Genomic DNA, 17,848 nt, shown 5'->3' on the forward strand with positions numbered 1-17,848 from the left:
ACCGTGACCGCCTCCTCCCGCTCCACCGAGTCGGCTGAACCGGACTCGACGCCATTGCCGGACTGCCCCGCTCACGCGGACGGCATCGGTACCGCCATTCCGCTGTACGGGCCGGAGTTCGCCGCCGATCCGGACACCGTCTACGCCCGGCTGCGCCGGCACGGCCCGGCCGCGCCGGTCGAGATGGCCCCAGGAATCCACGCCACGCTGGTCACCTCGTACGACACCGCGCTCAAGGTGCTGCGGAGCCCGCAGACCTTCTCCAAGGACTCCCGTCGGTGGCGGGCCAAAGCCGAAGGCGAAGTACCCCCCGACAGCCCGGTGGCTCCTCTGATGAGCTATCGGCCCAACGCCCGGCACGTTGATGGCGACGAGCACAAGCGGCTGCGCTCGGTCATCACCGAGAGCATGGACCGGGTGGACCCTCATGAACTGCGTCACTACATCGAGCAAGGCGCAGACGAATTGATCGACAGGTTCGCCCCGAGCGGTGAGGCGGACCTGCTGGGCGACTATGCGAAGCTTCTTCCACTGCTGGCCTTCCGGCACCTCTTCGGCTGTCCCGCCGAGATCGGGGACAGGATGGTCGCCGGTATGATCGGTCTCTTCGACGGCGCCGACGCGGGAAACGCCAACAAGATACTCAGTCAGGCCGCGATAGACCTCATCGCCCTCAAGCGGGAACGTCCCGGTTCCGACGTTGCTTCCTGGATGCTGTCCCACCCAGCGGAGCTCTCCGATGAGGAGGTCGCTCACCAACTGGCACTCGCCCTGGGAGCTGGCACCGAGCCGGAGCAAAACCTCATTGCGAACGCGCTGCTGCTGCTACTTGACGATGACCGGTTCGCGGGCAACCTGGCCGGCGGCAGCCTCCCTGTGGAGGATGCTCTCGACGAGGTGCTGTGGACCACCTACACCCCGCTGGCCAACTGGTCCGTTCACTTCCCCGTAAAGGACACCGAGTTGGACGGGGTGCGGCTGCGCGAGGGTGATCCGGTTGTGATCTCCTTCGCCGCCGCCAACACCGACCCGACGCGACCCACGAGCCACAGTGCCGGCAACCGCGCGCACCTCGCCTGGAGCGCCGGGCCGCATACCTGCCCCGCCAAGGGCCAGGCCCGGCTGATCGCCACCGTGGCCATCGAGAAGCTGCTGGACCGGCTGCCGGACCTGGAACTGGCCGCCCCAGCGAAGGAACTCCGCTGGCGCCCAGGCCCGTTCCACCGCGCACTAACAGCACTTCCGGTCCGCTTTCCCCCTTCCGCGACAACCGCCCCAACCATCGAGAACTCAGGAGCACATTCGTGGGCCTGCAGCCAACCTGCCCCTTCCGTCTCGACGCCTCAGGCAGAGACCTCCACGGGGAAGCTGCAAGGCTTCGCGACCTCGGCCCCGCGACGCGGGTCGAGCTTCCGGGCGGCGTGGAGGCGTGGTCGGTAACCAGTTTCGGTCTGCTGAAGAAACTGCTCAACGACCCGCGGGTCTCCAAGGACTCCTACCAGCACTGGCCCGCTTTCATCAACGGTGAGATATCCCGCGACTGGCCGCTTTTCCTCTGGGTCTCGGTGCGGAACATGTTCATCGCCTACGACGAGGACCACACGCGTCTGCGCAAGTTGGTCGCCAAGGCTTTCACCCCGCGCCGCACCGCGGCCATGCGGCCTCGGATCGAAGAAATCACCCACGATCTGCTGGACGCATTGGCCACCGGTCCGGTGGGCAAGCCCGTGGATCTGCGGGCGTCGTTCGCCCGGCGACTAGCGATCAAGGTGATTTGCGACCTGTTCGGCGTCCCTGAGGAGATGCACGACGAGCTGTGCCGCGCGGTGGACAGCGTCTTCAACTCTGCGGCGTCGACGGAGGAGGTCGCACAGAACTGCGACGGCGCAGGATCTTGCCTGTCATCTCCCGCAAGGGTCAGCACGACATCCAAGGTCTGGGCAGGCTGCGATACGTCGTGGAGCAGACCTTCGCCCTATTGCACCAGTTCAAGCGGCTCGCCATCCGCTGGGAACGTCGTCCGGATCTTCATGATGCCTTCGCCTCGCTCGCCTGCTCCCTCATCTGCTGGAGGAGGCTGAGGAAGAGGTAGCTTGATCGTCTTGCGGCAAGGACGAGGTTGGAAAGGCAGGACGAATGTCGGAGCAAGCGGTGAGGCCAAGTGAGCTCCTGGCCGAGGGCGAGGTCCGACTGCTGCGACGAGCTCTGGGCGAATGGGGCGGGCCGGCCCGGTGCAGTAACCAACTCGCCTTCGGCATGGGGTTCGCGGACGCTCACGATCTGCTCGATCAGTGCGGCCTCCTGAGCCGTGCTCTGGCTGACGATGATCCGATCAAGCCCATCGATTGGGCGCGGACTCTTCTGGCTACGGAGATCGTCTTCGTCAGCGACCTCGTCGGTTCAGGCGTCGAGTGGCAGACAACCACCGGGCTCAGTGACGAGGCCACGCTCCCAATCCTCCGAAGGATCCAGCGAAAGCTGGCCAGGACCGTGAGCGCGTACTACGGGAAACGCCCGGCCGCATAGCCAAGATCGTGTTACGAGCTCTTAGCCGCAACACGCCGAGGGCTCTGTCGTCGCAGCTTGCTCTGGTCGACGGCACCGGCAGCGTGGCTGAGGCTGGTGGGGGTGTAGCGAGGCCACGCGTGCGTGGTCGGTCGGCGTACCCGCCGTCGTGGCTGATTGTCGTCGGCTGAGGTTCAGTCGGGACATGTCGAAGGTACCGACCGTCGGTCGAGCGCGCCAAAGCTGGGCCGTCTCTGGGCCGTCCGAGGTTGCTCAACAGCGGCCAAGGACGACCAACGATGACGGTCAGGCGTACGAGCCCACCGTCCCTGAGCAGCGAAGACCCAGCTCACCAAGATCCCCGGTAAGACCCAGCAGTTCCTGCAATAGGTCGAGGACGCCAATCCGAACGGGGAGATCTGGGTCGTCACCGACAACCTGTCCAGCCACAACAACCTGTCCACCCGGACCTGGCTCGAGGACCACCCCCGCATCCACCACGCCTTCATCCCCGCTGGCGCCCGCTGGCTCAACCTCCAGGAAGGCTGGTGGCGCATCTTCCGCAAGACCGCCCTCGCCGGCCGCTCCTTCGCCAACCCCGACGACATCGCCTACGCCACCGCCCTCGCGACCAGCCAACTCAACTCCCGCGCGAAGCCATGGATCTGGGGCAGACCGGCACCACCAACCCGACAACTACGACGCCGATATATGTACAGAGTTTGAGGAATCCAGCACTAGAGATCGCAAGAGGCAACGCCCGGCCTTGACGGCTCAAAGGTGTTCGAAGAGGCCTGCATGAACCAGTTTGAACATCTACGAGGGGAATCCTGGGCAACGGCTCGCCCCGATCAGCATGCACGAGCTGCTGCCCAGAATATGGAGATCTCCTACCTACCGGCCTCAGGGAAACCTGTGAAGACGGGCATGCCGAGATCAACCAGCTGTGGCCGGCCGTCGATGGGTGTGCGCTTGAGGCTGTGCAGCTTGGCGTTGGGTGGTGGGGTAGGTAGTGGTGTCCGAGTGGCTACTCCAGGTCGGCTACCTCACCGGGCAGGTACTACCCCACTGCGATGTCGCGCAATGAGCACCGTCCATCCTGTTGCCGCCGATGACCGTACTACAGCGTGATAGCGGGCAGGACGTGGTGGTTGAGTAGGCGCCACGCAGGGACTGACCAATATCACGGTCAGCCCGTAGCCAGCCCTGCCGCCGGGCGCCCCCGGCACCGTCACACCATCCCGGCACACCCGGGGTGGCGCGTGCGCGTTCATCCGTACAAACGTGAGGATCTTCGCGAATGACTCCCGTACCGTTCCGCCCTCCCCGTCTTGTCGCCACCGATCTCGACGGCACCGTCGTACGTCCCGACGGCACTGTCTCTCCCCGTACCGCAGCCGCTTTCACGCGGCTCGCCGACGCGGGCACCGAACTCGTCTTCGTCACGGGCCGCCCGCCCCGGCTGATGGAGCCCATCGCCGAGGCCTTCCCCGGGCAGGCAATGGCCATTTGCTCTAACGGCGCCTTCGTCTACGATCTGGCCGCCCGAACCGTGACGCGCGAGCGCGCCATCGGCACCGACATCCTCGAGGAGGCGGCCCGCCGGCTGCGCGCCGCCGTCCCCGGGATCGGCCTCGCCGTGGAGTACGCCCACGAGATGGCTGCCGACGAGGTATACGAACCCTGGGACTGGGACGCCGACACCGTCGTGCACCGTCTGGACGAGGCGGCACTGTGGAGCCGTCCCGCGCCGAAACTCGTCGGCCGCCATCCGGTGCTGACGGAGGACGAGCTCGTCGCACTCGCCCGCCCCGCGATCGGGGATCTCGTGACGGTCTACCACGCCAATGGCCTTCGCCTGGTGGAGGCCATCGCTCGCGAGGTGAGCAAGGCCCATGCCCTGGCCGAGTACGCCACCGGCCTCGGTGTGCTCCCCGAAGAGATCGCCGCCTTCGGTGACATGCCCAACGATCTGCCCATGCTCGACTGGGCCGGCACCTCCTACGCCGTGGCTAACGCCCACCCCACCGTGCTGGCAGCCGCCGACCACGTCATCCCGTCGGTCCACGCCGACGGCGTGGCTCAGACGCTCGAAGATCTCTTCCCGGCCGTGCTGCCACGGTGAGACGTGACGAAGCGCCGGGCGCCGGAACCGACCGGCCCCGGCGCCCGGCGCGATCCCGCTCAGCTCATGCGGACGGCCTTCGCCCTTGCACGGCATGTCCGGTCCCAGCCCGCGGGCGAGGGCGAGTTCGTACGCCAGGAGCTGACGCGGCAGGAGCTCCGGCAGCGGCAGCAGCTTGTCCGGCGCCGCGCAGACCGAGAAGGCGAACTCGCGGCCAGCGGCCTTGACCTGCCATACGCCCCGTACCACGGCGAGGTCCGCGTCGGCCGTGCAACCGGGCGAGGACGGGGGCCGACGCCTCGCCCACCAGGCCGGGCGGCACGACCGCGACGACTGGTGCGTCCTGGTCCAGATGTCTTTCGGCGAGGGTCGAGCGGGTGAAGAACAGCAGTGAGATTGTGGGGATCCCGGAGGCGTACGACCTCACGGCGAGTTACCGTGCTGCGGACGAGCTGGCCGAGTGCGACCACCATGCGGTTGCCCGGCAGGTGAAGATGCAGCCCAGGGGCGGAATCTGGAACAGCGCCGTCCCCGATCTCGTGCGATCGACGACTATCTGCCGAAGATCGAGGAACTGCTGGTCCGCTCGGACGGCCGGGTCCGCGCGGACGTGGTCTGCAAGAGGATCGCCGCCGCGATGGCCTTCCCGGCACTGAACGAGCAGATCATGCAGGGGGAGTTCGCGTTCCGAATGCACGACGCCTTCGGCGATGGGCCGGTGTTCGCCCTTCTCAGTTCGGCCGCGGCGGAAGGTGGTCACGGCCTTCTTGATCGAGTCATCGTTCGCCTCCGCTCTGGTACGGCCGACACATCCGCCGACTAGGTGCTGTCTCTTTGGCTCGTGCTATGAGTCGGATGCGTTTGAGGTCGGTCAGTGGCTCGACGTGGCTGACCGCGTGAGCGCCGATGGATGATGTTCCGCATGATGATGCGACCTCCTCGCCGAGGCATAGATCCTGTCGTGCCGCCGGTCGCGACGTCCTGGCGCCGCATCGACGCCTGGTTGTCCCGACACGCGTCGAAGGCTCTGACAGACCTCAGGCCCCCGGCTTCGTGGCAGTCCATTCAGGAAGCCGAGGCACGCTTGGGGTTCCCGCTTCCTGTGGATCTCCGCGAGTCGCTGCGGTGCCACGACGGAGATACATCCCTGCTGGGTGTGCTTCCCTGCCGAAAGCTGTATTCGGTGTCGGAGATCATCGAGGTCCGCGAGATGCGGATGGAGATATGGGAACCGGACGACCCGGACCAGGCGGAAACGCCCTGGTGGGGAGCGAGGTGGGTCCCCATCTCCGGAGGTGACGGAGACGACCACTTCATCGATGCCGGGGAAGGGATGTGGCGCAACCACCTCGGCGATGCTGTTCACGATGACCAGGCATGCTTTCTGGGCTGGCCCAGCCTGGGGTCATGGCTCCACGAAGTGGCGGAATCCATGGAGCATCACAGCCAATCCTGGTTCGGCGCGGTGACCGCCCCCAAGGTCGACAGCAGCGGGGACATCGACTGGTGGGACTGACTCCTTGCCTCATTGATCACCTTCGCACCCGGATGAGAATGCTCGCGAGGTGGAGTGCTGCCTGGTAGACGATCGCGAGCTTGTCGGTTCGCATGGCCAGGCCGCGCCACTGCTTGAAGCGGTTGATGCATCGTTCGACTGTGTTGCGCTGCTTGTATGCTCCGACGTCGAAAGCGGGCGGGCGGCCGCCGGCCCGGCCGCGGCGGAGACGGTGGCCCACATGGTCGGTGGGCTGAGGGATGACGGCACGTATGCCGCGCCGGCGAAGGTGGCTCCTGATAGCGCGGGATGAATAAGCGCGGTTCGCCAGGACGGCATCCGGCCGCGTCCTCGGCCTCCCCGGCCCACTTCGTGGAACGCGGATGCTGGCCATGACGGCCTCAAAGACCGGAGCGTCACCTGCCTGACCCGCGGTGACGCGGACGGCCAGCGGCCGCGCCTGGCTGTCGCTGACCAAGTGGACCTTCGTGCTCAAGCCGCCTGGGGAGCGTCCCAACGCGTGGTCTTCGGGTTCGGCCCGGCCCGGCGCCCCCTTTTCCAGGCACCGGCAGCGTGCTGGTGGGCTCGGCAGACGGTGGAGTCCACCGACACGGTCCAGCCGATGTCGTCAACGTTATCGGCCGCTGCCAAGAGCGCGACGAAGATCCGTTCCCAGGTGCCGTCCACGGCCCACCTGAGCAGCCGTTTGTGAGCGGTCTGGAACGAGCCGAGCTCGTCCGGCAAGTCTCGCCAGGGTGAGCCGGTGCGGTACTTCCACGCGATGGCTTCAAGGGTTCGACGATGGTCGGCCCACCGCCGTCCACGGACCGGATCGGCCGACATCAGCGGCTCGATCCGGTCCCACATCACATCAGTGATCACTAACCGGACGGACACATCCGATCAACCGACCAACCGATCAAAGAGACACGGCCTAGGGCGAGGGTCGCGGTAAGTGCTGCAGCGAGTGCTCTCAGCCTGATGGTGCGGTGTCCTGTGTGCAACAGTGCCCGTCCCGGAGGCCCAACGTTCATGCGCACCGTTCGCAGGACGTGAGGAGAGACGGTCACCGGATTGGGCTCGGGCAGCTGAGAGCCACCCACTGGTCAGGAACGTTCTCTAAACCGTGCGCGGACAGTGGAATTACGCATGTGGGGACGCGTCAAGAGCCTTGCTCAAACTGCCGTGACGCCGACGTTACTGTTCCGCAAGTCAGCTGCCTCCTGCGCTAGTTAACCGAAATGCAGTTGCAAGAAAATCGGTCCAGACCATTGACCGCACCCTGTCGCATCGAGATGCTGTACCGCGCCATTGAGCGCAATGGTGAACCATGTCCAAGTACATGAACATCCCTTCAGGAGGAGCAGCCATGAACACCAGCCGCAGGTCAGTGCTGGGTGCGGCCCTGGGTGGTGCGGTCGCCGCCAGTGTCGGCGTTTCCGCAACTCCCGCGAGCGCCGCATCCTGGGTGCTGAAATGGTCCCCGTCCGCATACACCGACGGACTGAACGCCTTCGAGACGGTCGAGGACGACCGAGCGGACTCGCACCCGGCCGGCCAGCCGCACATCTACCCGGAGAGCGAGCACTGGCGCTTCAACATGCACATGGTGGATCGGGACACCATGACCGACCGTCAGCGTCAGGAGGTTACCGGTCTGCGCACGCCCTCCGGCTACCTGCAGTGGCTGCCGGGGCAGACCTGGCGGGTGACGTATTCGATGTACATCCCGAGCTCGCTGAAGGCCACGACGACTTTCACGCACATCATGCAGATGAAGGAGCCCGGCAGTGGCAGTTCGCCGATCGTGGTGCAGTCTCTGCGTCGGGTCGACGGCGCCCAGACCATCGAACTCCAGCTGCCGATCTCCGGGATCATGGTCGGCCGTACCTCGCTGGACCCGCTGCACGACGCGTGGACCGACGTCGACTTCCAGATCAAGGTCGGTGACGGTACGTCCGGCTCGGTGCGCTGGATCCTCAAGAAGAGCGGCACGACCCTGATCGACAAGGCACGCACGGGCGTCGACACCTTCCTGGCCGACCGGGTGCGCCCCAAGTGGGGCATCTACCGCAGCCTCGGCGACACTTCGGGCTCACTCCAGGACACTCACCTGCTGCTCAGGAACTTCCGGGGCTACCAACTCCTCTGAGCGCACAGCCGGAAGACGCACAGACCCCGCAGCACCCACATTCTTCAAAATCAAGCCGACGCATGCCTATTGAATGTTAGGAAACTTTCCTAACATGCCGTTCGCACCTCTCGAACCGGCTCTCCCGGAGGTTGACCCGTGAACCACCCCGCTCACAGACGCCTTCCCCACCCCGGCATGATCCTGACCGCCTTGTGCGGTCTGCTGCTGTCCCTGCTGTTCACCGCACCCCCGTCGTCCCACGCCGCCACCACCTCTACCGACTACCAGGCGGAGGACGCGACGATCGCTCAGGGCACGGTGGCGACGAACCACACCGGCTACACCGGATCCGGATTCGTCGACTACGCCAACACCACCGGTTCGTATGTGGAGTTCACGGTCGACGCCACCACCACCGGCACCGCGACCCTGACCTTCCGCTACGCCAACGGCTCCACCGTCGACCGCCCGGTGAACATCTCCGTCAACGGCACGGTCGTGGTATCGAACCTCTCCCTCGCGCCCACAGCAAACTGGGACACCTGGGCCACCAGGACGGCGACCGTCACCTTGAACGCGGGCGCCAACAAGGTTCGCGCCACCGCGACTACCGCGAATGGCGGCCCTAACCTCGACAGGCTCAGCACCGGCACGACGGCCCTCTCACCGGGCATGGCGGTGGCCCCCTACGAGTACTTCGGCTGGGGCAACCCGCAGAGCCCGACCAGCGTGATGTCCGCGACCGGCGTCAAATGGTTCACCCTCGCCTTCATCCTCTCCGACGGCACCTGCAATCCGGCCTGGGACGGCTCACGCCCGCTGACCGGCGGGGACGACCAATCAAAGATCAACGCGATCCGGTCGGTCGGCGGTGACGTCATCGCGTCCATCGGCGGCTGGAGCGGCAACAAGCTCGGCGAGAAGTGCACCAGCGCCTCGGCACTCGCGGGCGCCTACCAGAAGGTCGTCAACGCATACGGCCTGAAGGTCATCGACATCGACATCGAGAACACCGAGTGGGCCAGCGCCACAGCCCGCCAACGCGTCGTCGACGCACTGAAGATCATCAAGACCAACAACCCCGGCATCAAAACCATCATCACCTTCGGCACCGCCACCTCCGGCCCGGACTCCACCGGCGTCGACATGATCAACCGGGCGGCCACCTCCGGTCTGGCCAACGACATCTGGTGCATCATGCCGTTCGACTTCGGCGGCGGCACCACCAACATGGGCACGCTGACCACCCAGGCGATGGAGGGCCTCAAGGCCCGCGTCCAGTCCGCGTACGGCTACAGCGACTCGACCACCTACGGGCACCTCGGACTGTCTTCCATGAACGGCAAGACCGACGACGCCGGTGAACTGGTCCGCCTCTCCGACTTCCAGACGATGCTCGCCTATGCCCAGCAGCACCACATCGCCCGCCTCACCTACTGGTCCGTCAACCGCGACCGACCGTGCACCACCGGGTCCGACGGGGACTCCTGCAGCGGTGTGTCGCAGCAGCAGTACGACTACCTCAAGGTCTTCGTCCAGTACACGGGCTGAGAAAGGGCGCTGTCATGAAGAGAACACTCAACGGGACCACTCTGTCCTGGTGCACCGCCCTCGCGCTCGTCGTGCCGTTACTCGGCTGGGCAGGCGGCGGCACGGCGCAGGCCACGACCCTGCGATACGAGGCGGAGAACGGCACGATCTCCTCCGGGACGGTGGCGACGAACCATCTCAACCACTCCGGCACCGGATTCATCGACACGACCAACGCCAGCGGTATCAAAGTTGAGTTGACGGTGAACGCGACCACGTCCGGAACCGGTTCGTTCACGATTCGCTACGCCAACGGCTCGACGAACGACCGCCCGATGAATGTCTCTATCAACGGCACCGTCGTCGCCTCGAACGTGTCCTTCCCGCCGACCGGGAGCTGGGACACCTGGGCGACGAAAACGGTGACAGGACCCGTCACCGCGGGCACCGACACGCTGCGGCTGACGGCCACCAAGGCCGACGGCACCCCGAACCTGGACTACGTCGACGTCGACGTTACAGCCGCCGACTACCAGGCCGAGGACGCGACGCTCTCGCAGGGCACAGTCGCCGCGAACCACACCGGCTACACCGGCACCGGGTTCGTCGACTACACCAATGTCGCGGGCTCGTACGTGCAGTTCACCGTGAACGCCTCCACCGCCGGCCAGACGAGTCTGCAGTTCCGGTACGCCAACGGCTCGACCGCCGATCGACCGATGAACATTTCCGTCAACGGCACCGTCGTTGCGTCGGGCGTGTCCTTCGCACCTACCGCGAACTGGGACACCTGGGCGACAAAGACCGTCAACGCCACGCTCAACGCCGGTACGAACACCGTCCGCGCCACCGCAACCGCCGTGGCGGGCGGCCCCAACCTCGACAAGCTCGCGGTCGGGGCACCAGCCACCGGCAGCCCCGCCGTCCCCTTCGGCAGTCACGCATTTCCTTACGCCTCGGGCACCTTGAAGCCGAGCGGCACCCAGTCGACGCTCGACCAGGCCGTGATCAGCAAATACAACGCCTGGAAGGCCGCGTTCGTCAAACAGAACTGCGGCAACGGCTGGTACGAGGTCCTCTCCCCCGACGCCGACCACCCCTACGTCGCCGAGGGCCAGGGCTACGGCATGGTCGTCACCGCCCTGATGGCCGGCGCCGACCCGGACGCCAAGAAGATCTTCGACGGCATGGTCAAGTACATGCTGGCCCACCCCTCCGTGCACAACTCCGACTTGCTGGCCGCCGAACAGGACGCGTCCTGCACGAGCGTCGACGGATCGGACTCGGCAACGGACGGCGATCTCGACGTGGCGTACGGCCTGCTACTCGCGGACAAGCAATGGGGCAGCGCGGGCACTTACGACTACAAGACTCTCGCCGTCAAACACATCAACGCCATCAAGGCGAACGAGATCAACACAAGCACACACCTGCTCAAGCTCGGCGACTGGTCCACCTCCGGCGACCAGTACTACTACATCACCCGCTCCTCGGACTGGATGATCGACCACTTCCGAGCCTTCAGGCGGGCCACCGGCGACACCGCCTGGGACACCGTCCGCACCGCCCACCAGAACCTGATTACCTCGCAGCAGACCAACTACGCCCCCACGACCGGTCTGTTGGCGGACTTCGTCGTCAGCACCAACACCACACCGAAACCCGCGAGCGGCCAGGTACTGGAGAGCCCCAACGACGGCGACTACGGCTGGAACGCCTGCCGCGACCCGTGGCGCATCGGCACCGACGCCGTCACCAGCGGCGACAGCTCCTCCCTCGCCTCCGCACGCAAGCTCAACTCCTGGATCAAGGCGAAGACCGGTGGCAATCCCGACACCATTCTCACCGGCTACCACCTCAACGGATCGGCATTCGACACCGGGCACGACATGGCGTTCACCGCGCCGTTCGTCGTGACCGCGCTCACCGATCCCGGATCCCAGGCGTGGCTCGACGCCCTGTGGAACAAACTCGCGGGCACAGCGATCAACTCTTCGCTGTACTACGGCGGCAGCGTCCAGCTCCAGTCGATGATCGTCGCATCCGGGAACTACTGGGTTCCCTGACGCACCTAGGAGGCGCTGTAGCGGACTCAGGCCCGGTACAGCGCCTCGCTTGCCGGGCCGTCGGCATCGCGGCCCGCGACGGGAACGGGTGGGCGGAATGCCGCGGACCAGCGGGATGAGGGCCTGGCTGTCGTGGAGGTTGGCGGCGGAGATGCCGATGGACAGGGGCAGGCCCTGACGGTCCACGATGAGGATGCTGATCGGAAAATCGATGTGCGGCAGGGCAAGCGGCAGCATCCGGGCCGCTTGCGGACTGGATGACGGTGTCGGGGCGGTCAGGCTGATGCCGGGCTGAGCGCGACTTGGTGGCCGAGGGCTTGGAGCTGGCGGACGAGATCGCGGGTCTTGCGGGCGGGGTCGAGATGGCGGCGGTGCCAGTCGGCACCGAGCTCCTGGTAGGAGGCGTCCGGGTCGCCGATCAGGTGCCAGGCGATGACGAGTATCGAGCGGGCGACAGCGACCAGGGCTTTGGCGTGGCCGCGGCGTTTGACGATGCGGCGGTAGCGGGCGCCGAGGAAGGTATCGGTGCGGGCGGCGGCGTTGGCGGCCTCGTCGAGGGCGCCCTTGAGCCAGGGTTGCCCTTCCCGGCCGGCCCCGAGGTGTTCTTCGCTCCGGACTGGATCGTGAGGGGGCACATCTTGGCCCACGAGACGAGGTGTTCCGGGGTGGGGAAGCGGCTCATGTCCGCGCCGATCTCGGCGAGGATGTTCTGCGCGATGGTCGGCCCGATCCCGGGAACGGCGTCCAGCTTCTGGGCCAGAGTCCGTGCACTGACCCCGGCGACTTCGTCCCTGGCGACTGTGCTGCCTGGTGGAGTGGTGATCTCCTCCAGCGTCCGAGTGATCAGACGGTCGAGTTCGCCGATCTGTGTGGTGAGGTGGTCGACGGTGGACAGCAGCACCCGCAGCAGCCGGGCGTGCGCCGGTCACCAGAGCCCCATGAGTTTGTAGGGCGGCCGCTGCAACGTGATGCGCAGGTTGGCGAACCTCGACTCGACGAAGGGCTCGGGCTGTACCGTCATTGCGCAGTGCTCGGCCGGGCAATTGCTGTACACGGGCTGCTTGTCGGGTGCCACCGGCCGAGTGGCTGTCTTCGCGGCCCGAGGTATCTGACCTGTGGTTCGGGAAGCTCAGTCCGAATCCGGTCGTGTTCAGCCAGGCAGGGGGACAGAATCACTGCCATGTCAGAAACCTCCTGGGTCGCCCTAGGCTCGATCGGCACCATCTTGGCGTTCGGCGTCGTCGCATGGCAGGGATACCTCACCCGTCAAACACTTAAGGTCAGCCAGCTCATGACCGTCGACGCCATCCGCAGCCGACTCGACTCGCAAGCCCCGAAAGTCACCCTCAAACTCAGTCCCCCTCCATGGGAGCCGCTCGCGGCAACCAACATGGGGATGCCGATCAACCCCTGGCCGACAGGACATACCTGGCACTTCCCTGCAGAGCAGGAGGGCTCCAACCGCGTCGTCCTGCAGCAGATCCTGGTCCTGGAGAACCTCAGCGACCGGCGTGTGCAGGCCCGATTCGATGGGGACCTGGTCGTGGCCGATGCAGACCGGCGGCCTGCTGCGGCCGGCGTCATCCTCCTGGAGCCCGGCGAGGTGAGCCGAGACGTTTACCTGCAGCGCGAGTTCACCATCAAGGAGCTCTCGGAGAACTACACAGCGAAGCAAGTCGGCCAGAAGCTGCCGCACAGGGTGGTCGGTACGGTGACTGTGGAGGACGACCGGGACAACGGCTGCACGGACCGCTGGGACTTGGTGCTGACCGGCTGCCCGGTCGAACCGGTACCGGACCGGGAGGGCCTGTGGATGATCGCGCCCTTCCACCTGACTGAGGGCTCCGGACTGCGCACTTTGACGTACAGCCTGCTACCGTCGCGTCAGCGCATCCACTGGATCTCACGGACAAGGGGGATCCAGCTTCCCTCTCCGGAAACCGCATGATCCCGGGAGATGAGTGGGCTTCTACGATGGGGGCGTGAATCTCGACGGCCTCGCGGTCTCAACTCAGTTCCGCAATAACGGAATTACTTTTGAAGAGTTCCGCTCGAATCCCGTGATCGCATCACTCCATTGGCCCGACGATGTCTTCGAGCAGTTCCTCTACGACCACGGCGACTACGGACACTTCATGCGTGACTACAAGAGCGTCGACTTGCGCCGGGTCGTGTGGGGGATTGAAGAGATTGGTGCCGAAGAACTGAGCGAGATGCCGACCGGCGCATCGGAAACCGGCTGCACCGAGGAGTACGCCGCCAATCCGGATCACTGGCTCGGTGTCCGCCGCCCGGAGATCACCCGGCACCACGACCCAGCCGGACCATCAGCGCCCCGCACTCCTCCACCAGCCTGCGCTCCAGCACACTCCTCACCACAGCACCGGCTCCCTGAATAGGCCGGCCGCGGCCGTTCCTGGATAACGGCATATCGACGAGTTCGGGGGCTCACGCTCGATCTGGTCCTTAACGCTCTTGAGGTTCATCGGTCCCGGCTCCCGCCACGACAGCGCGAAGTCGCTTCTTGTCGATGCTGGTACCAGCAGGCGTCGATCTCACGTCCGTCGCCCAGCGTGAAGCGCGGCGGTCCCGACACAGGAGTAAAGCCGGCTGCCTCGAGTGCTTCTCGAGAGGCCTTGTTCGTAGGTTCCGCGCCCGCGCGTACGACGTTCAAGCCCAGATGCCGGTGACCGAGCTGAACGGCCGCACGGAACAGTTCGATGCCCAGTCCCTGCCGACGGTAGGCCGGGGCCAGCCAGCCGCCGATCTCGCCGGATTCCAGGTTGATGCTCGTCGCGCCCGCATACCGGCCGTCGGCCCTGTGCACGGCGGTCAGCTGAACGAAGCGATCGGAGCCGAGCTCGAGCTTCCTCATCATCTTCAAGCGGTCGCGCGCCTCGAACCCTGATAGGTCGTCATCCGCGCGCATGGACAAGAACAACTCTCGCGTGTCCTCGTTCTGCACGAGCTCGTCGCTTCTGGACCCCAGCCAGCGCTGCGCCTCGGCGTCAGATCCCGCTGCGGCAGAAGCCATGAAATCCAGGGCAATGAGCGGCGTGTAGAGCAGCAACCGCTCGCTGCGCAACACGTGCCGGCCCGCACCGCACTTCCCGCGTACAGGTGGGTGAAGCGGTTCCGCAGACCGGCGAAACAGTGGTTTCCACATCATGCCCCACCCCCGGAAGAAGACCGCTGACCTGCTACTCCAGCACAGCGCGATGGCCGAATATAGCTCGTGCCTGCAGACACCTGTGAGCCTGGGTGTCGGCGCTGAGTGAAGATGGAAAGAGCTCAATACCGACGGCGACGTGCGGATGGTGTGGCGCGTACGTAGCCATGATTGCGGTTGACCTCGCTGTGAGTGCCACCGGCAGCAGAACTTTCCTCAGCACCGCGCCCCCGGCTCGACGCCCCCGGATCGGGACGCTCAGCTGGCGCATGTATGCCTGCCCGTCCTGCCAATCAGCAAGCCTTGCGTTGATGGCGGTGGAAAATGGATAGAACGGAGAGGAAGAAGTCCGGCGGTGGGCACCCGACAAACCACCGGTGAAGGCGTACCCCGACAGCGTGCCTATGACTATTGTCGCAGCCGCTGCTGAGGCCCACAGCTCACTTCGGGTGGGCAACATCCAGGCCGCTGTCCTTATGGCCAGGACGAACGTGGAGGCGACGGCCAAGGCGAAGGGGATTACGGCAGGCAACCTCGTCGCGAAGATCGATACTCTCTACGCTCAGCACCTGATTTACGAGCACATCCAGGATGCCGCACACGAAGTTCGGTTCGCAGGCAACGACGCAGCCCACGGCGACCTTGTCGACGATCCGATCAGCGCTGAAGAAGCGGAGTCGATTGTCGAACCGATGGACATGCTGATCGAAGGAGTTTTCATCGCTCCAACGAAGACAGCAACCCAGGCCGCCGCCCAGCTGGCCCGAAAGAACACCGGCACAGCAAGCGTCAACGGCACTACAGCGGACAGTTCCTAAGCGACCCGGTAGCCAATCAGTGTGTCCATCGTCCGTCGGATCCGGTTCGCCGAACGGGGACAGCACCGCTGCGGCCTTTGCCCAGGCCACGCCCAGCGCAGCGAGGCGGCCTGCTGCTCCGCGCTGAGCTTGTCGCGCCGGGTTTTGGTGTTGGAGACCCATACGCCGAGCTTCACGGCCAGCGGTTCCGCCTCGGGCCCAAGCCGGGCCTGGCGAAGCTGGAGTGCGTCCAGTCGATGCTGTGGGCGGTGGAGCTGATGGAGAAGGGCCTGAACCCGACCCGCCACATCAAGAGCGGCGACGCCGTCCTGAACGGCGGGGAGTAGATGGTGGAGGAGATCGACGACGCGATCGAGCAGGCCAACCGCGAGACGTTCACCAAGGATCCGCCCAAGACGTTGAAGGACCAGATCGAGTTCCAGCTCAAGCAGTTCGGCAACGCGAAGGCGGTCGCGGCACAGCTCGGGATCACCGCCGACTCCGTGAACAGGTACTGGCGCGGCGCCCGCAAGCACGCCCGCGCTGACGTCGCCGCGAAGATTGACGACGCGGTACGGCAGCGGTGACAACCGCTGGTGCGCAAGCGCCGGCAGAAGAAGGCGGCCACCACGGGCAGGATCACGGTAGAGACGAGGGCCCAGTTCGGCTACACCGCGCCGGTCGGCACGACAGATGGTTCCGACGACTACCCGTGCACCTTCCCCCGAAGCACGCATAGCGCCTCTTCGACGCCCGCGACGCGGGGGCCAGCGACCAGCAGATGCGCCAAATCGTCGCTGAAAGATTTAAGGAAGTAAATTTCCAGGACAGCGGCGGGCGCGCTATGGGGCTGCAGGACGTGGAAAACAACGACATCGACTACCTCGATCTGGATTACTGACTAGGAGCGAAAGCATGACCGCTGAATTTCCGCTGCCCGAGCCGGTGCTCACCGATGCCATCGCCGCGGAGATCCTCAACCACCCCGGCTTCGTCACCGCCGATGCGGACTCGCCGCGCAAGGACACCATCAAGTCCCGCAACCAGGTGCACCACCACCTGGTCCCGGACGCCGACCGCAGCAACACCCTCACCCCGAAAGACCTGTCCACCCCGGCCGTCGACGTAGCCCTCGCCGCCGACAAGCTGCTCGCCAGCGACCCAAGCGACTCAGAGCGCGCCATGGCCGAACTCCTCAACTACGTGGCCGCCACCTGGGACAAACAGGACCTGCCCCTGCGCGAGCGCGTCCAGGCCGTCGCCCGCACCCTGCGCACCCAGTAGGAGGGGATCCGTCCATGCCTGCACCCACGGCCACCCGGCGCGCGTACCGTAAAAGGAGGAACCGCGGGGAGGACCAGATGAGCGCGCAGCTCGACCACGCCCCCGTCACGCCGTACACCCCCGCGCCCGGGGCACCGGCCGAACTCCTCGCCCAGCTGCGTGCCGACAAGCGCGCCGACACCTGGGTGCCGGCCTTCGAGCGGGAGTGGGCGGCCGCCCTCGAGAAATCGCAGCGCACGTTCTCCCTCGCCGGGCTGTACGAGGTCGTCCAGGACTGGCAGGGCCGTCTCGCCTCCGCCCCGGCTGTCGACGCGTTCGTCGCCTCCGGCTACGACGACAGCAAGTTCATCGATATGGCGGAGTTCCGCGAGCGGCGCCGGTGACCGAGCAGCCGTACGCGGTTTACTTCTCCGCCCCGGCCGCGAAGGTCCTCGACACCCTGCCCGAGCAGGTCGAAGACATGGTGTGGGACGTCCTGGACGCCACCGCAGCCGATCCGTGGGGCTTTGAGCAGTGGAACACGGAGGACCCCGAGGGCGAGAACGTCCGACACGCCTCCGTCGGCCAGTTCTCCCTCACCTACTGGGTGAACCGGCGCCTGTCCGTCCTCACCATCACCTGGCTCAGATAGCCGCCCGTGCAGGCGCCCCGACTCCGGCATCACAACTGCCGGGGTCAGCTTTTCCGATCGTAACCATGGCCGTACCCACCGGTTGCCACCCGGGCTCGGGCAGCAACCGGTA

Annotated in this window: 18 protein-coding genes and 3 pseudogenes; 17 read left to right on the forward strand and 4 right to left on the reverse strand. The window is 65.9% G+C overall.

Annotated elements, in window-relative coordinates:
- Window positions 1-3: 3 nt before the first annotated feature.
- The 7 genes and pseudogenes from ACICHK_RS41230 (at window position 4) to ACICHK_RS41260 (ending at window position 6,146) form a co-directional block, all read left to right on the forward strand.
- On the forward strand, window positions 4-1,440 hold the full coding sequence (locus ACICHK_RS41230) for a cytochrome P450 (RefSeq protein WP_406834993.1): 1,437 nt from the start codon (window positions 4-6) through the stop codon (window positions 1,438-1,440).
- A gap of 376 nt (window positions 1,441-1,816) precedes the next feature.
- Window positions 1,817-2,092 carry a transposase gene (locus tag ACICHK_RS41235; protein WP_406834995.1) on the forward strand — a complete coding sequence of 92 codons (276 nt, stop codon included), beginning with the start codon at window positions 1,817-1,819 and terminating at the stop codon, window positions 2,090-2,092.
- 44 nt (window positions 2,093-2,136) lie between these two features.
- Window positions 2,137-2,526, forward strand: coding sequence for a hypothetical protein (locus tag ACICHK_RS41240; protein ID WP_406834997.1), 390 nt, complete (start codon window positions 2,137-2,139; stop codon window positions 2,524-2,526).
- A 396-nt stretch (window positions 2,527-2,922) separates the two neighbouring features.
- Complete coding sequence (locus tag ACICHK_RS41245) at window positions 2,923-3,231, forward strand: transposase (protein ID WP_406841129.1); 309 nt, start codon at window positions 2,923-2,925, stop codon at window positions 3,229-3,231.
- 574 nt (window positions 3,232-3,805) lie between these two features.
- Window positions 3,806-4,630, forward strand: a complete 825-nt coding sequence (locus ACICHK_RS41250; RefSeq protein ID WP_406834999.1) for an HAD family hydrolase — start codon at window positions 3,806-3,808, stop codon at window positions 4,628-4,630.
- Window positions 4,631-5,007: 377 nt separating this feature from the next.
- Window positions 5,008-5,264 (forward strand): annotated as a pseudogene (locus ACICHK_RS41255) (IS21 family transposase); the annotation flags it as partial.
- 294 nt (window positions 5,265-5,558) lie between these two features.
- Window positions 5,559-6,146 carry an SMI1/KNR4 family protein gene (locus ACICHK_RS41260; protein WP_406841130.1) on the forward strand — a complete coding sequence of 196 codons (588 nt, stop codon included), beginning with the start codon at window positions 5,559-5,561 and terminating at the stop codon, window positions 6,144-6,146.
- A gap of 16 nt (window positions 6,147-6,162) precedes the next feature.
- On the opposite strand, the gene ACICHK_RS41265 is transcribed toward ACICHK_RS41260, so the two are convergent.
- A protein-coding gene (locus tag ACICHK_RS41265) for an IS5 family transposase (RefSeq protein ID WP_406835000.1) occupies window positions 6,163-7,022 on the reverse strand; the annotation gives its coding sequence in 2 pieces (ribosomal slippage) (window positions 6,163-6,671 and window positions 6,671-7,022; 861 coding nt in all).
- A 472-nt stretch (window positions 7,023-7,494) separates the two neighbouring features.
- Between ACICHK_RS41265 and ACICHK_RS41270 the strand changes: the two genes are divergently transcribed.
- The 3 genes from ACICHK_RS41270 (at window position 7,495) to ACICHK_RS41280 (ending at window position 11,855) form a co-directional block, all read left to right on the forward strand.
- A complete protein-coding gene (locus tag ACICHK_RS41270; RefSeq protein WP_406835002.1) occupies window positions 7,495-8,277 on the forward strand; it encodes a Tat pathway signal sequence domain protein in 783 nt (260 codons plus the stop codon).
- 177 nt (window positions 8,278-8,454) lie between these two features.
- Complete coding sequence (locus ACICHK_RS41275) at window positions 8,455-9,810, forward strand: carbohydrate-binding protein (protein WP_406835003.1); 1,356 nt, start codon at window positions 8,455-8,457, stop codon at window positions 9,808-9,810.
- A 14-nt stretch (window positions 9,811-9,824) separates the two neighbouring features.
- Window positions 9,825-11,855 (forward strand): glycosyl hydrolase family 8, encoded by a 2,031-nt coding sequence (locus tag ACICHK_RS41280; RefSeq protein ID WP_406835005.1) that lies wholly within the window; start codon window positions 9,825-9,827, stop codon window positions 11,853-11,855.
- Between the two features lie 48 nt (window positions 11,856-11,903).
- On the opposite strand, the pseudogene ACICHK_RS41285 reads toward ACICHK_RS41280, so the two are convergent.
- Together ACICHK_RS41285 and ACICHK_RS41290 are read right to left on the reverse strand one after the other, a co-directional pair.
- Window positions 11,904-12,047: pseudogene (locus ACICHK_RS41285) on the reverse strand (IS5/IS1182 family transposase); the annotation flags it as partial.
- Between the two features lie 226 nt (window positions 12,048-12,273).
- Window positions 12,274-12,756, reverse strand: a complete 483-nt coding sequence (locus ACICHK_RS41290) for a transposase (protein ID WP_406841473.1) — start codon at window positions 12,754-12,756, stop codon at window positions 12,274-12,276.
- Window positions 12,757-13,035: 279 nt separating this feature from the next.
- Here ACICHK_RS41290 and ACICHK_RS41295 point away from each other — a divergent pair, with 279 nt between their 5' ends.
- Window positions 13,036-13,803, forward strand: coding sequence for a hypothetical protein (locus ACICHK_RS41295; RefSeq protein WP_406841474.1), 768 nt, complete (start codon window positions 13,036-13,038; stop codon window positions 13,801-13,803).
- A gap of 34 nt (window positions 13,804-13,837) precedes the next feature.
- Window positions 13,838-14,254: a hypothetical protein gene (locus ACICHK_RS41300; RefSeq protein ID WP_406835009.1), complete on the forward strand. Its 417-nt coding sequence runs from the start codon at window positions 13,838-13,840 to the stop codon at window positions 14,252-14,254.
- Between the two features lie 83 nt (window positions 14,255-14,337).
- On the opposite strand, the gene ACICHK_RS41305 is transcribed toward ACICHK_RS41300, so the two are convergent.
- Entirely contained in the window at window positions 14,338-14,943 is a 606-nt protein-coding gene (locus ACICHK_RS41305; protein WP_406835010.1) for a GNAT family N-acetyltransferase, read from the reverse strand.
- Window positions 14,944-15,401: 458 nt separating this feature from the next.
- On the opposite strand from ACICHK_RS41305, the gene ACICHK_RS41310 reads away from it, so the two are divergent.
- From ACICHK_RS41310 to ACICHK_RS41330, 5 genes and pseudogenes are all read left to right on the forward strand, one after another.
- Window positions 15,402-15,842: a DUF4145 domain-containing protein gene (locus tag ACICHK_RS41310; protein WP_406835012.1), complete on the forward strand. Its 441-nt coding sequence runs from the start codon at window positions 15,402-15,404 to the stop codon at window positions 15,840-15,842.
- 329 nt (window positions 15,843-16,171) lie between these two features.
- Window positions 16,172-16,722 (forward strand): annotated as a pseudogene (gene tpg, locus ACICHK_RS41315) (telomere-protecting terminal protein Tpg).
- A 14-nt stretch (window positions 16,723-16,736) separates the two neighbouring features.
- Complete coding sequence (locus ACICHK_RS41320; protein ID WP_406835014.1) at window positions 16,737-17,105, forward strand: hypothetical protein; 369 nt, start codon at window positions 16,737-16,739, stop codon at window positions 17,103-17,105.
- Between the two features lie 77 nt (window positions 17,106-17,182).
- Entirely contained in the window at window positions 17,183-17,488 is a 306-nt protein-coding gene (locus ACICHK_RS41325; protein WP_406835015.1) for a DUF6247 family protein, read from the forward strand.
- Window positions 17,485-17,736, forward strand: a complete 252-nt coding sequence (locus ACICHK_RS41330; protein WP_406835017.1) for a hypothetical protein — start codon at window positions 17,485-17,487, stop codon at window positions 17,734-17,736. The genes ACICHK_RS41325 and ACICHK_RS41330 overlap by 4 nt, the downstream gene beginning before the upstream one ends.
- Window positions 17,737-17,848 lie beyond the last annotated feature (112 nt).

Origin of the sequence: Streptomyces sp. AHU1, assembly GCF_045343905.1 — a bacterium.
GTDB lineage: Bacteria > Actinomycetota > Actinomycetes > Streptomycetales > Streptomycetaceae > Streptomyces > Streptomyces triticiradicis.

Excerpts from the sequence above, each read along its gene's own strand:
- ACICHK_RS41260 (WP_406841130.1), top strand. The coding sequence starts at position 5,559 with ATGCGACCTCCTCGCCGAGGCATAGATCCTGTCGTGCCGCCGGTCGCG.
- ACICHK_RS41275 (WP_406835003.1), top strand. The coding sequence starts at position 8,455 with ATGATCCTGACCGCCTTGTGCGGTCTGCTGCTGTCCCTGCTGTTCACC.
- ACICHK_RS41270 (WP_406835002.1), top strand. The coding sequence starts at position 7,495 with ATGAACACCAGCCGCAGGTCAGTGCTGGGTGCGGCCCTGGGTGGTGCG.
- ACICHK_RS41280 (WP_406835005.1), top strand. The coding sequence starts at position 9,825 with ATGAAGAGAACACTCAACGGGACCACTCTGTCCTGGTGCACCGCCCTC.
- ACICHK_RS41250 (WP_406834999.1), top strand. The coding sequence starts at position 3,806 with ATGACTCCCGTACCGTTCCGCCCTCCCCGTCTTGTCGCCACCGATCTC.
- ACICHK_RS41320 (WP_406835014.1), top strand. The coding sequence starts at position 16,737 with ATGACCGCTGAATTTCCGCTGCCCGAGCCGGTGCTCACCGATGCCATC.
- ACICHK_RS41240 (WP_406834997.1), top strand. The coding sequence starts at position 2,137 with ATGTCGGAGCAAGCGGTGAGGCCAAGTGAGCTCCTGGCCGAGGGCGAG.
- ACICHK_RS41325 (WP_406835015.1), top strand. The coding sequence starts at position 17,183 with ATGAGCGCGCAGCTCGACCACGCCCCCGTCACGCCGTACACCCCCGCG.
- ACICHK_RS41295 (WP_406841474.1), top strand. The coding sequence starts at position 13,036 with ATGTCAGAAACCTCCTGGGTCGCCCTAGGCTCGATCGGCACCATCTTG.